The organism is Pantoea sp. Fr-CA_6, assembly GCF_024520895.1.
GTDB classification, from domain to species: Bacteria; Pseudomonadota; Gammaproteobacteria; order Enterobacterales; family Enterobacteriaceae; genus Pantoea; species Pantoea agglomerans.
Map to the genome: position 1 here is coordinate 130,731 of NZ_JALNPO010000009.1, position 15,139 is coordinate 145,869.

Annotated in this window: 15 protein-coding genes; 5 read left to right on the forward strand and 10 right to left on the reverse strand. The window is 57.8% G+C overall.

What is annotated here, in order from left to right; all coding sequences use genetic code 11:
• Positions 1-54: 54 nt before the first annotated feature.
• From NR201_RS16460 to NR201_RS16490, 7 genes are all read right to left on the reverse strand, one after another.
• The gene (locus NR201_RS16460) at positions 55-1,335 is read right to left on the reverse strand and encodes an MFS transporter (protein WP_010258909.1); all 1,281 of its coding nucleotides are present in this window, start codon (positions 1,333-1,335) and stop codon (positions 55-57) included.
• Positions 1,336-1,367: 32 nt separating this feature from the next.
• The gene (locus tag NR201_RS16465) at positions 1,368-2,333 is read right to left on the reverse strand and encodes a sugar kinase (RefSeq protein WP_010671602.1); all 966 of its coding nucleotides are present in this window, start codon (positions 2,331-2,333) and stop codon (positions 1,368-1,370) included.
• A gap of 9 nt (positions 2,334-2,342) precedes the next feature.
• Entirely contained in the window at positions 2,343-3,092 is a 750-nt protein-coding gene (locus NR201_RS16470; protein ID WP_010258907.1) for a hypothetical protein, read from the reverse strand.
• Positions 3,093-3,231: 139 nt separating this feature from the next.
• Positions 3,232-4,257 carry a LacI family DNA-binding transcriptional regulator gene (locus NR201_RS16475; RefSeq protein WP_010258906.1) on the reverse strand — a complete coding sequence of 342 codons (1,026 nt, stop codon included), beginning with the start codon at positions 4,255-4,257 and terminating at the stop codon, positions 3,232-3,234.
• Positions 4,258-4,322: 65 nt separating this feature from the next.
• Positions 4,323-5,303, reverse strand: coding sequence for a LacI family DNA-binding transcriptional regulator (locus NR201_RS16480; RefSeq protein ID WP_256849979.1), 981 nt, complete (start codon positions 5,301-5,303; stop codon positions 4,323-4,325).
• A gap of 135 nt (positions 5,304-5,438) precedes the next feature.
• Positions 5,439-6,101 carry an OmpA family lipoprotein gene (locus tag NR201_RS16485; protein WP_010258904.1) on the reverse strand — a complete coding sequence of 221 codons (663 nt, stop codon included), beginning with the start codon at positions 6,099-6,101 and terminating at the stop codon, positions 5,439-5,441.
• A 110-nt stretch (positions 6,102-6,211) separates the two neighbouring features.
• Positions 6,212-6,778 (reverse strand): DNA-3-methyladenine glycosylase I, encoded by a 567-nt coding sequence (locus tag NR201_RS16490; RefSeq protein WP_033785863.1) that lies wholly within the window; start codon positions 6,776-6,778, stop codon positions 6,212-6,214.
• A 153-nt stretch (positions 6,779-6,931) separates the two neighbouring features.
• Between NR201_RS16490 and NR201_RS16495 the strand changes: the two genes are divergently transcribed.
• The 5 genes from NR201_RS16495 (at position 6,932) to NR201_RS16515 (ending at position 11,106) form a co-directional block, all read left to right on the forward strand.
• A complete protein-coding gene (locus NR201_RS16495) occupies positions 6,932-7,618 on the forward strand; it encodes an autotransporter (protein ID WP_010258902.1) in 687 nt (228 codons plus the stop codon).
• A 75-nt stretch (positions 7,619-7,693) separates the two neighbouring features.
• The gene (locus NR201_RS16500) at positions 7,694-8,374 is read left to right on the forward strand and encodes a hypothetical protein (RefSeq protein WP_010671597.1); all 681 of its coding nucleotides are present in this window, start codon (positions 7,694-7,696) and stop codon (positions 8,372-8,374) included.
• Between the two features lie 111 nt (positions 8,375-8,485).
• Positions 8,486-9,022 (forward strand): primosomal protein DnaT, encoded by a 537-nt coding sequence (gene dnaT / locus NR201_RS16505; RefSeq protein WP_033780812.1) that lies wholly within the window; start codon positions 8,486-8,488, stop codon positions 9,020-9,022.
• A complete protein-coding gene (dnaC, locus tag NR201_RS16510) occupies positions 9,022-9,762 on the forward strand; it encodes a DNA replication protein DnaC (RefSeq protein ID WP_010258898.1) in 741 nt (246 codons plus the stop codon). The genes dnaT and dnaC overlap by 1 nt, the downstream gene beginning before the upstream one ends.
• Before the next feature lie 210 nt (positions 9,763-9,972).
• Positions 9,973-11,106 (forward strand): ROK family transcriptional regulator, encoded by a 1,134-nt coding sequence (locus NR201_RS16515; RefSeq protein ID WP_022624794.1) that lies wholly within the window; start codon positions 9,973-9,975, stop codon positions 11,104-11,106.
• A gap of 58 nt (positions 11,107-11,164) precedes the next feature.
• Here the strand turns inward: NR201_RS16515 and xylR are convergent, their stop codons facing one another.
• The 3 genes from xylR to NR201_RS16530 form a co-directional block, all read right to left on the reverse strand.
• Positions 11,165-12,343, reverse strand: a complete 1,179-nt coding sequence (gene xylR, locus NR201_RS16520) for a D-xylose utilization transcriptional activator XylR (RefSeq protein ID WP_010672192.1) — start codon at positions 12,341-12,343, stop codon at positions 11,165-11,167.
• A 93-nt stretch (positions 12,344-12,436) separates the two neighbouring features.
• A complete protein-coding gene (gene xylH, locus NR201_RS16525; RefSeq protein WP_033768410.1) occupies positions 12,437-13,621 on the reverse strand; it encodes a xylose ABC transporter permease XylH in 1,185 nt (394 codons plus the stop codon).
• Positions 13,614-15,134: a xylose ABC transporter ATP-binding protein gene (locus tag NR201_RS16530; RefSeq protein ID WP_052270969.1), complete on the reverse strand. Its 1,521-nt coding sequence runs from the start codon at positions 15,132-15,134 to the stop codon at positions 13,614-13,616. Before NR201_RS16530 ends, xylH begins: the two co-directional genes overlap by 8 nt.
• Positions 15,135-15,139 lie beyond the last annotated feature (5 nt).

Below are 15,139 nucleotides of genomic sequence, written 5' to 3' on the forward strand. Positions count from 1 at the left end.
AGTAGCGGGCGGCTTGCAGGCCGCCCGGAGAAATAGAGGCTAACGTTTACGCTTTCAGGCGGGTTTCGCACCCTGCAGCGGCGGCGCTTTGTTCTGCGCCGGTTTCACAATCAGCGTCAGCCACACCGAAACCAGCAGGGCCGATCCCATAAAGATGTAGGACGCGGACGGGCTGCCGGTGGCTCCATTAAGATAGCCGACAATCCATGAACCGATAAACGACCCCAGCGCACCCATACTGTTGATCAGCGCCATTGCGCCACCGGCGACATTGCGTGGCAGCATCTCAGGAATAATGGCGAAGAACGGTCCGTAAGGCGCATACATCGCGGCACCGGCAATCACTAACAGGGTGTAGGACATCCAGAAATTGTTCGATCCCACCAGATAAGAGCCCAGGAACGCCAGCGCGCCCACCAGCAGCAGCGGCCAGACGAACAGCTTACGGTTCTGGGTTTTATCCGACGCCCAGGAGACCACCACCATCGCAATGGTCGCCGCCAGATAAGGCACTGCGGAGAGCCAGCCCGCCTCTACCATGCCCATCTGCGTGCCGTTACGCAGAATCGACGGCAGCCACAGCACAAAGCCATAGACGCCGATGCTCCAGGCAAAATATTGCAGGCAGAGAATGATCACGTTGCGGTTGCGGAACGCTTCGCTGTAGTTGCGCACCGCTTTAATATTTTCCTGCTCTTTCTGCAGTTCAGCCTGCAATGCCGCTTTCTCGGCATCGCTCATCCAGCGCGCCTGCGCCGGCTTATCCTGCACCAGGAACCACCAGGCGATCGCCCAGACCACCGCCGGAATCCCTTCGAAGATAAACATCTCACGCCAGCCAAACGATTCGATCAGATAGCCTGACACGACCGACATCCACAACACCGTGACCGGATTACCCAGGATCAGGAAGGTATTGGCGCGTGAACGTTCCGACTTGGTAAACCAGTTGCTGATGTAGATCAGCATCGCGGGCATCACCGCGGCTTCCACCACGCCCAGAATAAAGCGAATGGCCGCCAGCATCGGAATGTTGCTGACCACGCCGGTCAGTGAGGCACAGCCGCCCCACAGGATCAGGCACCAGAAGATCAGTTTCTTGACGCTGCGGCGTTCGGCGTAAATTGCACCCGGGATCTGGAAAAAGAAGTAACCCAGGAAGAACAGCGCACCCAGCAGCGAGGACATGCCTTTGGTGATGCCGAGATCGTCATTAATCCCGGCAGCAGAAGCGAAGCTAAAATTTGCACGATCGAGATACGCCAGGCTGTAGGTGATAAACACGATGGGCATGATGAACCACCAGCGTTTTGGCGCGATTGTCTGCTTTTTCATCGGGAACTCCTGTGACTGTAGAGGGGCGCGAACTACACGTCGCCCAGTTGCTGACGCGTCGGCAGACCTTCGCTGTCACCAATGACCTGAATCGCCATCGAACCAATTTTGTTGCCGCGACGAATCGCCTGCGGCAGCGACTGACCTTCCAGCAGGGCGCTGATGACGCCAACGGCAAAGCCGTCTCCGGCGCCTACGGTATCCACCACGTTGTCGACTTTTATCGCCTCAACCTGGCCCTGCTCGCCCTGCGCCGTTTTATACCAGGCACCGTCACAACCGGTTTTAATCACGACCGCTTTCACACCCTTATCGAGATAGAAATCCGCGATCGCTTCTGGCTGACGATAGCCGGTCAGAATCAGCCCCTCTTTTTCGCCCGGCAGTACCCAGTCGGCATACTCCGCCAGCAGATTGAGCTGCTTACGCATCTCCTCTTCGCTGCGCCACAGCACCGGCCGCAGGTTAGGATCAAACGAGATAGTTTTACCGCGCGCACGCATCTCTTTGGCGGTGTGCTTCAGCAGCTCCAGCGAACTCTCTGACAGCGCCGCCGCCACACCGCTCAGGTGCAGATGTCGCGCCGAACCAAAATAGTCCGCGTCAAAATCGTCGACCGACAGATGGCTGGCCGCCGAGCCTTTACGAAAATATTCCACCAGTGGATCAGAACCGTCGTCGACTTTGGACTTGAGCTGAAAACCGGTGGGATAGCGCTTATCGACCGTCACCCGGGCGTGGTCGATACCCTCTTTTTCCAGCTGCTGGCAGATAAACCGGCCAAAAGCGTCATCGCCAATACGACTGACCCAGCCCACTTTCAGGCCAAGACGAGCCAGGCCGGTCGCCACATTGAGTTCAGCGCCCGCCGCGCGTTTAACAAAGGTCTCTGCTGCGGCCAGGTCGCCGGTTTCACGGGCGATGAACATCGCCATCGCTTCACCGATAGTGACAACATCAAGCGGACCGTTGTGATGCATAGTGTGATGCGTGGTCATCTTCACTCCTTACACGTTACGCAGCAGCGACACGTAGTGGCGTGTCACCGCAGTCAGATCGTCGCCTTCCAGCGGAAATTCAATACCGCGCGGTGCCTGTGCGGGCAACTGTTGCAGCAGTGTGCGCCAGTGGTCATCAGCCTCATCCAGCGCAATCGCGCGGTAGCTATCCTGGTGCGCCACGGCGGCTTTGACATGCACATAGCCCACCTGCGCAGCCAGCTGCTGCGCCGCCTGATCGGCATCCTCACCGGTCCAGCACCAGTTACCCATATCAAAGGTCATGCTGATCGGCAGATCCGCTTCCCTGACCGCCGTGAAAAAGGCGACTGACGGAGCCAGTCGGCCATGCTCAGTCTGGTCATTTTCCACCGTCAGCTGAAACGGCAGATCTGCCAGCAGCGCCTGCAACGCTTCGCGAGGCAGCGCACCGGTGAACTCTCCCAGCGCCACTTTCAGCCGCTGAGCGTTTAACTGGCGTGCTTCTTCAACGTAGTGGGTTATACGGGGATTGATTTCGCCGCCGTCACAAAACAGCGTATCGGGCACCGAATAGCTGCTGTGCAGCTGATGCTGCGCCACCGCCCGGGCCAGTGCCGGCAGATCGGCCAGTGCCGCGTCATCAAGCAGTTCGCGGCGGATTTCGACCCCGTCTGCGCCCGCCTGCTGGATAATCGGCAGCAGCGCACGCTGACCGCCGAGAGCGGCGATCTGTGCGTGGCCATATGCGGCGGTCACCACGATGATGTCAGGTTTCATGTTCTACTCCATGGCAGGGTTCTGCCCATAACGAATACAAAAACCCTAAATGGAACCGGTTCCAAAGCAAAGCAGCAAACTGTGAAATTATGATCGTGCTCACGAAGCGAGCACGTAAACGGAAGGTTAAATCTGAAATTCAGTTAAGAGGCTGGCTGGAGCCGCGAACGATAAGTTCGCCAGAGAAGACCTGCTCGGCAACCGGCAATCCGCTGCCTTCGATGCGCGTAATCAGCCGTTCCAGCGCACTGTAGCCAATCTGCCAGGTGGGCTGTTTCAGCGTGGTGATACCGACACCGGCCAGCGCCGCCCACTCCAGTTCGTCAAAACCGAGCAGGCCGATATCGCGGCCCCAGTGCAGATTGAGTCGCTGTAGCGATCGCGCTACCTGCAGGGTCAGCGCCCCGTTGGCGACCATCACTGCGCAACGTTTGCCGGTGTGACGCTGATGAAAGGCCAGCAGCGCCTGATCCAGCGCGGCGGGCTGATGCAGCGCCACTTCCGTATTCTCATGCTCAACCTGCGGATGCTCTGCCAGTAGCTGGCGGAAGGCCTGCAGGCGCTCACGGCGCGTGTTGACGCTGCCCAGCGGCTCGCTAAGAAACAGCAGCGCATCATAGCCATTGTCGACCAGATGCCGCGTTGCCGTTTCAGCTGCCTCGGCGTTATTCAGGCCCACCACATCGCAGGGAAAATCGGGGATTTTACGGTCAATCAGCACCATCGGCAGCAGGGATTGTTGCAGATGGTTCAGCACCTCTTCGCGCATCCCGACGGCGTTTACCACAATGCCCTCAACCTGATAGCTGCTCAGCAATTGCAGATAGTGCTGCTCCAGATCCACTTCGTTATTGGTGTTACACATCAGCAGCGTGAAGCCCTGCTCGCGGCAGGCAGCTTCAATACCGCTCATGACATCAACAGAATAGGGATTGGTGATATCGGCGATAATCAGCCCGATCAGGCGGGTACGTCCGCGCTTCAGGCCGCGCGCCATCTGACTCGGGCGATAGCTGAGATCAGCAATAGCCTGTTCGATCCGCGCTTTCAGACCGGCAGAGAGCAGATGCAGTTCACCATTGAGATAGCGTGAAACGCTGGTTTTACCGGTTCGTGCCGCGTGAGCAACATCGCTGATGGTGGCGCGAGGCGGCCTGATTTTCATGAGATATCCTGCGTAATAAGAAACCCGGCAGAGACTAGCACAAGCAAAGCCCGGCGCAAAAAGCGCTACGCCGGTAATTGCAGCCAGGGTTGCCACAGGGTCTGTAACGTTTCCGGCGGTGCGCCATCAATCAGCCGGATGACCATTTCAGCCACCTGTTCACCGGCCTGATGCGGCGTCGCCTGGCGAATGGCGACAATGGGATGATCGAGAATCGCATCTCGCGGCAATCCTTCCCAGCCCGCCAGCAGAATGGCACCCTCGCCCGCTGCACGCCCCGCCAGTTGCAGCGCCAGAGCCGCGCCTTCAGCCAGCGCAGCGCAGTCGGTGATGATCACTTCCGGTACTGGCCCCTCTGCCAGCCACTCCCGGGTTTGCTGATAGCCGGCGCGACGCGACGGTGCCACCGCCGCCATCGCGTAAGGCGTAACTTCCCCCAGCGCCGTCAGATAACCCTGACGCCGGTCACGCACCCGCGTACTGTTTTCATTGCTGCCAAGCCAGGCTATCCGCTGCCGTCCCTGCGCCAGCGACCAGCCCACCGCCAGCTGTGAACCGGCAAGGTGATCAACATCAAACCACGCATAGGTCGATGGCAGATCGCTGCGGCCCAGCGCCAGAAAACGAAAATTGGTCTGGAGCAGAGCATGAAGCCGACTGTCTTCTGGCGTAGTGTGGCCGACGATCAGGGCATCAACGGCGCCACTGCGCAGCAGGCGTGTCAGCGTCGACTGACTCTGCTGCTTATCCGCCAGCAACAGCAGGTTAATGTCATAACGGGCAAGGTGATGCTCCAGCGCCAGCAGCATGTCGCTGAAGTCGCTGCCATTCAGGGGAGAGGCACCGATCGGGTAGACGAACCCCACCGCGTTAGCACGGCCGGTTTTCAGACGCCGGGCCGCCGCATTAGGCCGGTAGCCACGCCGCTGCGCTTCCTCTTCGATGCGTTTACGCGTCTCCTGAGCGACATCCTGATAACCGTTGAGGGCGCGGCTGATGGTCGTTACGGAAAGACCTAAAACCGCAGCGATGGCTTTAAGAGACATAGGAAGGCGTCCATTGATCAATTTTTGATCAGGCTACCATAAAGCCTCTGTTGGCTCTATTCGCAGAAACATTACAGATACTTTTAACGCGATGCTTTACAGAAAAAAGGCGCCCCCGGGCGGGGGCGACCGCGTTTATCCCAGCGGGCTGAGCGTGATCTCAACACGACGGTTTTGTGCTTTGCCTGCTTCGGTGCTGTTGCTGGCAACCGGGTTATCCGGGCCTGCACCTTGGGTGCGCAGGCGATCGCTGGCAACACCCTGCACGATCAACGCGCTGGCGACGCTTTCAGCACGCTGCTGTGACAGACGCATGTTCAGCGCGCGGGTGCCGGTGCTGTCGGTATAACCCACTACGTTTACCGCGGTTTTCGGATACTCTTTCAGCACCATTGAAACACCTGTCAGGGTGTTCGCGCCGGCAGGTTTAAGATTGCTGCTGCTGGAGTCGAAGGTGACATTGTTTGGCATATTCAGGACGATGTTATCGCCATTACGGGTCACGCTGACGCCCGTTCCGCGCATCTTGTCGCGCAGTTTCGCTTCCTGCACATCCATGTAGTAGCCCACGCCACCGCCCAGTGCGGCTCCGCCAGCAGCACCAATCAGCGCACCTTTACGGCGATCTTTCTTCGACGAGGAGAGTACACCGACACCGGCACCCACTAACGCACCCAGGCCTGCGCCCACACCTGACTTACCCGCCTGAGATTCGCCGGTGTAAGGATTGGTGGTACAACCTGGCAGGGCCAGACTGCCGCTTAATAACAAGGTGATGGCGATTAATTTCTTCTGCATTTTTGTTCCCTTACATTCGACACACAGGGGAAAACCTTTCCCATAAGTGGCACGATTATGCCGCCTGGTGGCCGGGAATGTAGTGAGGAAAAATCCTGATTTAGCGGGAATTACGCCTTTTGATTGTCAGGATGGCAAAAACAGTTGCTCTGATGATCGTTTATCAGCCCGCAGGCCTGCATAAAGGAGTAGCAGATTGTGGGGCCGATGAATTTGAAACCACGCTGCTTTAGCGCCTTCGAGAGCGCAATGGCCTGCTCTGAGGTGGTGGGAGCCTGACTATAGTCAGGATAATGGTGGACGATTTGCGCGTTATCGACAAATTGCCAGACGAAGTGGCTGAAATCCTCGCCTTGCGCTTCCATCTGGAGATAGGCACGAGCGTTGGCGATAATCGCCGCGATTTTACCGGCGTGGCGGATAATGCCGCTGTTGAGCATCAGCGTGTCGATCTCTGCCGCATCCATCAACGCTATGGCCTGCGGATCAAACTGGTGAAACGCCGCCCGATAGTTTTCCCGCTTTTTCAGCACGGTTATCCAGGATAACCCCGCCTGCTGTCCTTCCAGACAGAGCATCTCAAACAGCGCACGCTTGTCTCTCTGTGCCACACCCCACTCCCTGTCGTGATAAGCCAGATAGAGGGGATCCTGCGTTACCCAACCACATCGTTGCATCGCTTTGTTCCTTTATAACAAGAATATTTTAGCGGTCCGCTTGATCTTAGAATTAATCGGTTGATAGTTAAACGATCACCGGTTAAATAACAGAGACGGGCCGAAATTTAATTTAAACGCCGGATAATAACTTCAGCCTTGCCTGGAGAAGCGATGTTGCCGAGAAGCGGTTGGAAAGGTCTGCGGATCTGCTGTGCTGTATGGCTGTTAATCTTAACGCAACCGACTTTTGCGCGCGGCGGCATCTCTGCGCCTCAACATCCCGACTTTCTGCCCGACTACGATACGATTCTGGCGGAGAAGATCGCCCTGACGCCACTCGCCTTCAGCGATGAGAGCCGCGCCCTGTTTGAAGCCGCTATCAACTCTCCCACCGCGTCACCCATCGCCGTCCACAGTGAAACCGGCAGCGTAGGCACCACCCCGCTGGGAAAACGCTATCGGGCTGGGGTTGACCTGCCCATTGCCCCGTCATTTACCACCGGGCCGGTGGCGCAGTATGCCGTTGATCCACAGCAGATGAACTGTCTGCAATGTGACTACAGCGATCAGCAGAGTCGTGAGCAGAGCGCCAGCGTCGGCTGGCGCATCGATTCGCAGCAGGGATGGATATCGCCCTGGGCGCAGCTGAGTTATCACTATCTGCTGGCAGACACGCCGCAGAATCCCCGGCGTGAGGCGACGAACGGCACCGATCAGTCCGAAGGCATCGATCTGAGCATCGGTGCACAAGTGCCTCTGAACGATAATCTGGCGGCTTTCGCCGCGTTTTCACAAAGCGAAGCGCTGAATAACCAGGAGCAGCAACTTTATACCTTTGGCTTCAGCGCCAGCTTCTGACCGGGGCATGAAAAGAGAAAGGGAATCGGGCGTTTAAAATATAATGAGTCCGCTAATCATTATACTGGTAACACTATGCGCAACGATTTGACAATTATTGGCCGTGAAATGACGGTCTTCATACTGGCAGCACTCTTTCTCGCTCTGATGATATTGCCCATCTATATTGATGTGGCCTGGATGAATGATGCGCTGCACGAAACTTCTTTTACTGAAACCACCCAGGAAATCATGCTGGCGGTGATTGCCGCCCTGTTCTTTATTGCGGCCCAGCGCCGTCCGGCTCAGCGCGGCGCGCTGACCTTAGTGGCGGGCTTCTATAGCTGTATGCTGATCCGTGAGCTCGACTTTGTGTTTGATGCTATCCAGCATGGCAGCTGGATCTGGTTCGCCCTGGCGGTGACGGCAGGTTGTCTGGCCGTCGCGCTGCGAACGCCGAAAAAAACCCTGCATGCGCTGGCCAGGCTGCTGCAGCACCGCAGCTGGCCGGTGATGGCCTCCGGCTTTTTAGTGGTGCTGGTCTTCTCACGACTGTTTGGTATTCATGCGTTGTGGCAGCACCTGATGCTGGGAGATTACAACCGCGTGGTGAAAAACATGGCCGAAGAGGGTACCGAACTGCTGGGTTACGGCCTGTGCTGGCTGGCCTCGGTTCGCTATCTATGGCAGACCCGTCCGGCCGCCGCTGCCGTCAGCGTGCACGCCACCGAATCTGCACCGGCCCGTCACGCCACTTCTCCGGTCACCTCGCACTGATCCGCACTCTTGCTTTTTAAGCGATCCGCATCATTAAAAAAGGTACAATAAACACTTCTGCGTCGGCGACGGGTTCCCGGCGCAAGGTGTTCGTTAACCTCAGGTCTTTTCATGTCAGCTAAAATCTTAACTTCAACGCTCATTGGCCTGGATGCCTTCCGACAGGATCCGCTGACTGCCCTGCAGCAGGCGGAAAAGGGCACGCTGGCGGTGTTAGATAATTATGCGCCGGTGATGTACGCCATCACACCTAAGCGTCTGGCTGAGCTGCTGGCCCTGGAAGCCGCCGCCCGGCAGCCGAATGATGTGGCGCTGGATGACAGCCTGTATGACGATTCCCCCGCCGCGATCCATACGCCGGCTGGTAAGTTCGCCATGTATCAGGGCTGGCAGCCGGATGCCGACTTTACGCGCCAGGCCGCGATCTGGGGTGTGGCGCTGGGCGAACCGGTGACCCCCAGTGAGCTGGCGGCCTTTGTGGCCTACTGGCAGGCGGAAGGCCGGATGTTCCATCATGTGCAGTGGCAACAGAAACTGGCACGCAGCATTCAGATGAACCGTGCCGCAAACGGCGGGCAACCGAAGCGTGATATCACGCAGTTGCCCGATCCTGACCGTACCATTCCCGATGGTTTCCGAGGTGAATGATGAAAACGCCAAACGATCTCTTTAACCGTCTGAAAAAAATGATGCCCGCAGGCACACGTCCTAAATTTGCCAATGGCGAAGAGCTACTGGCGTGGAATCAGGAGCAGGGTCGCCTGCGATCAGAGGCGATTGTGCGTGAGAATCGCGCAATGAAAATGCAGCGCGTAATGGGCCGTTCCGGCATTCGCGAGCTGCATATGAACTGCTCATTTGATAATTACCGGGTAGAGAATGAGGGACAGCGCAAGGCGCTGGAACTGGCGCGTCAGTATGCCGCTGAATTTGATGGCAGCATCGCCAGTTTTGTCTTTTCAGGCCGTCCCGGCACCGGTAAAAACCATCTGGCCGCCGCGATTGGCAACGACCTGATCCTGCGCGGTAAAAGCGTGCTGATCGTGACGGTTGCTGATTTGATGTCGAGCATGAAGGGCACCTTCAGCGGCAGCAGCGGCATTACCGAAGAGCGGCTGATTCAGGATCTCAGCAGTGTTGATTTGCTGGTGATTGATGAGATCGGTATGCAGAGTGAATCGCGCTACGAAAAAGTGATTATTAACCAGATTGTCGATCGCCGATCCTCCTCGAAACGCCCGACCGGCATGTTATCCAACCTCGACCATGCGGGCATGAATACGCTGCTGGGCGAACGTGTCATGGACCGTATGCGCCTTGGCAACAGCCTGTGGGTGCGCTTCGACTGGGAAAGCTATCGCAGTCGGGTACGCGGCGACGAATATTAAACAGTGACCCGGCAGCGCTGAGTCAGGATCATTCCGACGTTCGGCCGTTGGTGCAGCAGAAAAACCCGGCGTTAATCCCACGATCTGATCGCGGTCACGATCTTAGCCACAGGCGATCGGGTTGTGTGAAACCGCCCGCAAAAGTGTGGGATGTGGAATACGTATGGGCTGATACACTCAATTCTTACTCCTCTGTTGAGTGAACCCGTAATGAAAACGAACGGCAAAGGCCCTGCACTACTGCGACTGAATAACCAGAAACGGGTGATGACTCAGCTGCGTAAGCTGCGCGTGACGTCGCGTCAGGATCTGGCGGAGGCGCTGACACTCAGCAAAAATACCGTCTCCTTAATCATTGATGACCTGCTGGAGCAGGGTCTGATAGAGGAGCTGGGGCCGGTCAGCGTCGCGTCCGCCGGACGGCCTAAAATCGGGATTACCCTGCGACCGGAAAAGCTCAAGAGCGCAGGCATCATGGTGGAACGCAACGTTATCCACTGGCGGGTCTGCGACTATTTTTCACAGGTGCTGGCTGAAAAGACGCTGCGCACCGATACCAGTAACCCGACCCGACTGCTGGCTGAGCTGGCGATGCTGTGCCGGGAACTGATGAAAAGCTATCCTGATTTGCTCGGCATTGGCCTGGGTTTTCCCGGTATCGTCGATCCCCGGCGCGGCTGGATGCATATTTCATTGCCCCTCGAATGGCAGGATGTTGACCTGCTGGGCGCGCTGAGTAAGCACGTCAGTCTCCCCATCCGCATTATGAATAATGTCAAAGCCGCTGCGCTGCTGGCGGTACAGCTACGTGGATTATCTGTGGAGAGCGGTCACTTTTATCTGCGTATTTCCGAGGGAATTGGCGGCGCACTGGTACAGCATGGCGAAGTATTTACCGGGCACAGCTGGACGGCGGGCGAGGCGGGACATCTGGTTGTCCAGCCCGACGGCCCGCGTTGCAGTTGCGGCCGCCGCGGTTGCCTGGAAGCGCTGGTCAGCCAGCCTGCGGTTAAACAGCAGCTGGCGCAGCGTCAGCCAGGCCTGAGCTGGCAGAACCGCGACAGTGCGCCGCGCGTGGTGGATGAGGTGATGGCGCAGGCGGGTGGCTATCTGGGTGCGGCGCTGAGTCAGATTATGCTGCTGCTCAATCCCGCCACCATCATCATTGATTGTCCGTGGAACGCCAGTGAGGTCTTCTGCAAGGCGGTGCGCACTACCGCACACGGCAACGCGCTGGCCTTTACCGCCGCACATACCCTGCTGCACTTTCCTGAGCAGCGGATCGATCCGGCCAACGGGCTGGCGCTGGCGGTGCTGGAGCAGAGTGAGCAGCGGATGATCTAGTGGCTCAAGCCGCCCTGATTCATCCGATATCCATCCACCTCAGACTGAACGCTTCCTGCTACAACACATTCTCCCCAAAATGCTGGCGATACTCTTTTGGCGTGGTGTCGTAGCTTTTGCGGAAGACCGAGTAGAAATACTGCAACGAAGGATAGCCGCACATCTGCGAGATCTCGTTGATGTTGAGCGATGAAGAGGCCAGCAGTTCGCGCGCTTTTTCCAGTTTTTCACGGTGGATCATCGCATGGAGGGTGTCGCCGGTCTCATCCCGAAAGCGTTTTTCCAGATTAGAGCGCGACAGCCCGACTGCATCCAGCACCTGCTCCACTTTGATCCCCTTACAGGCGTTGAAGCGGATGTAGTGCATCGCCTGAATCACCGCCGGATCGCGCAGCGAGCGGAAGTCGGTAGAGCGCCGGGCGATGACTTTCACCGGCGGCACCAGGATACGCTGAAGCGGTAAGGGCTGCTTATCCAGCAGCCGATGCAGCAGTTTGGCCGCCTGATAGCCCATCTGTCGCGAGCCCTGCGCCACGGACGAGAGCGCCACGCGTGACAGATAGCGGGTCAGCTCCTCATTATCAATCCCGATCACCGTAAGCTTCTCCGGCACCGGTATTTTCAGGTGTTCGCACGCCTGCAGCAGGTGTCGCGCCCGTGAATCCGTGACGGCGATAATGCCGGTTTGCGGCGGCAGCGTCTGCAACCAGTCGGCGAGACGGTTCTGGGCGTGTTGCCAGTTTTCCGGCGCGGTTTCCATGCCCTGATAGACCACGCCCTGGTAGCGCTCACGTCCCACCAGCTGGCGAAACGCCTGTTCACGCTCCTGTGCCCAGCGCTTGCCGCTGGAGACCGGTAAACCATAAAAGGCGAAGCGGTTAATGCCCTTCTCTTTCAGATGCAGAAAGGCTTTCTCCACCAGCGCGGCGTTGTCAGTCGCGATGTAGTGCACCGGCGGATAATCCTCCTGCCGATGATAAGAGCCGCCAACGCCGACAATCGGCACGGAAACATTCGACAGCAGGGTTTCGATAGAGCGATCGTCGTAATCGGCGATCACCCCATCGCCCAGCCACTCCCGGATGTTGTCGATGCGGCAGCGGAAATCTTCTTCGATGAAGATATCCCAGTCAGTCTGCGACGCCTGCAGATACTCACCGACGCCCTCCACAACCTGACGGTCATACACTTTGTTGGCGTTAAACAGCAGGGTAATGCGATAGCGTTTCTCATGCATGATGGCGCGTTCCCTTAAATCCTCAGCGCATTGCATAACACGGCTGAAAGGGGCAAAAAAATTGTTTGCGCCACAATGTGATCGCCCGCGCGATTACACCCGACGCCGCGTTGCCGTATCCATCCACACCGCCAGCAGCAGAATCGCGCCTTTGACGATGTACTGCCAGAAAGTCGGCACATCCATCATGCTCATGCCGTTATCCAGCGAGGCCATAATAAAGGCTCCCATTACCGCGCCCGCAACCGAACCCACGCCACCCGCCAGGCTGGTGCCGCCGATGACACAGGCGGCGATAGCGTCGAGTTCCGCAATATTACCCGCCGACGGCGAACCTGCGCCCAGCCGTGAACTGAGGATCAGCCCGGCAATCGCCACCATCACACCGTTGATGGCAAACACCGCCAGCTTGGTACGCGCCACGTTAATGCCAGACAGGCGCGCAGCATCAATGTTGCCGCCGATGGCGTAGATACGACGGCCAAACGCGGTGCGGGTTGCCATAAACATGCCCGCCAGCAACAGCACGGCCAGCAGTAACACCGGGGTCGGCACGCCGCGATAGTCGTTGAGCAACCAGATGGCACCCAGCACTAGGATGGCGGTGATCGCCTGACGTCCGATGGTGCCGCTGGCTGCGCCCTGCGCCAGTCCGAGCTGCTGACGACGCAGCCGCAGCCGCCACTGCCACAACATAAACAACGCCAGACCGGCAACGCCAAAGCCGAAACCGACGCCGCCCGGCAGATAACTCTGACCAATCTGCGACATGCCCGGCGTGATCGGCGCAACCGTAGTGCCATCGGTAATCCCGACCAGAACACCGCGGAAAGCCAGCATCCCCGCCAGCGTCACAATAAACGAAGGCACTTTACGGTAGGCCACCCACCAGCCATTCCACGTGCCAAGCAGTAATCCCATCACCAGCGTCACCACGATGGTCAGCGGCAACGGCCAGCCGAGCCAGACGTCGAATATCGCCGCCGCGCCACCCAGCAGGCCCATCATGGAACCTACTGACAGGTCGATCTCCGCCGAGATAATTACGAACACCATACCCACGGCCAGAATGCCGGTGATGGCGGTCTGACGCAGCAGGTTGGAGACGTTACGCGCACTGAGCCACGAGCCGTCTGTGGTCCAGGTAAAGAACAATGCAATCAGCACAATTGCGCCCAGCATCACCAGAACCTGCAGATTAGGCAGTGTGAACCTGCCCGGTGACGGTTTGCCCGGCGTGCCGGAGAGGCGGCTTTGGGTACTTTCACTTTTAAGCATAATGTTCACTCCGCAGGGCAGCTTCCATCACCTGCTCCTGAGTCAGGTTATCGTTAATCAAATCGGCTTTGATCTGCCCTTCATGCATCACCAGCACCCGATCGCTCAGGCCCAGCACTTCCGGCAGCTCAGAGGAAATCACAATCACCGCGATACCCTGCTGAACCAGCGCATTGATCAGCAGGTAGATCTCCTGACGTGCGCCCACATCAATGCCGCGCGTCGGTTCATCGAGGATCAGGATTTTTGGATTGAGCAGCAGACATTTCGCCAGAATCGCTTTCTGCTGGTTGCCGCCGCTTAAACGACCAATCGGCAGTTCTGATGAGGAGGTTTTCACCCGCAGCCGACCGATCGCGTCGTTGATCGCCTGCTGCTCCTGCGCTTCATCCAGCGTTGAGAGCCGGTGGCTGAACTGGTCCAGCGCCGCCAGGGTAATATTTTTGCCCACCGCCATCAGCGGCACGATGCCATCTTTTTTACGATCTTCCGGCACCATCGCGATGCCGTGCGCAATGGCGGCGCGGCAATCGGTGATGTTGACCTGTTTGCCATTAATCCAGATATCGCCCTGCCAGCGCCCCGGCCAGACGCCAAACAGACATTGGACTGTCTCAGTCCTGCCCGCGCCTACCAGTCCGGCAATGCCGAGGATTTCACCGCGTCTGAGCGTAAATGAGACATTGTTAACGCGGCGGATGTGGCGGTTAACCGGATGCCAGGCGGTGAGGTTTTCAACTTTCAGTATCACGTCGCCAATCTGATGCGGCGCGTGGGGATAGAGCGCGGTCAGCTCGCGTCCCACCATCATGGTGATGATGTCATCTTCGCTCAGGCCCGCTGCCGGACGGGTAGCAATATGCTGGCCGTCACGAATCACGCAGATGGTATCGGAGATCGCCTTAACCTCATTCAGCTTGTGCGAGATGTAGATGCAGGCAATGCCGTGTTCACGCAGATTGCGGATGATGCCGAGCAGCACGTCCGTTTCCTGCTCCGTCAGGGAAGAGGTCGGCTCATCCAGAATCAGCAGCCGGACCTGTTTGTTAAGGGCGCGGGCAATCTCCACCAGTTGCTGCTGCCCAAGGCCTAACTCACCGACCCGGGTGGCGGGAGAAACGTTCAGCCCGACTCGCGCCAGCAGTTGCTGGCAGCGCAGGGTCATGGTTTCATCATCCACCATGCCGAAACGGCTCAGTTCGGCACCGAGGAAAATGTTCTCCATCACCGTCAGTTGCCGCACCAGCGCCAGCTCCTGATGAATAATCACAATGCCTTTACGCTCGGTATCGCGAATGGTCTGCGCCTGAATGTCGTCGCCAGAGAAGTGAATCTGCCCTTCAAAATCACCGTGCGGATAGAGTCCGCACAGGATTTTCATCAGCGTCGATTTGCCCGAGCCATTCTCACCACACAGCGACATCACTTCGCCCGCCTCAAGTTGCAGGCTGACATCATTCAGCGCCTTCACGGCACCGAAACGCTTGGTGATATTTTTCATTTCCAGCAGCATCGACT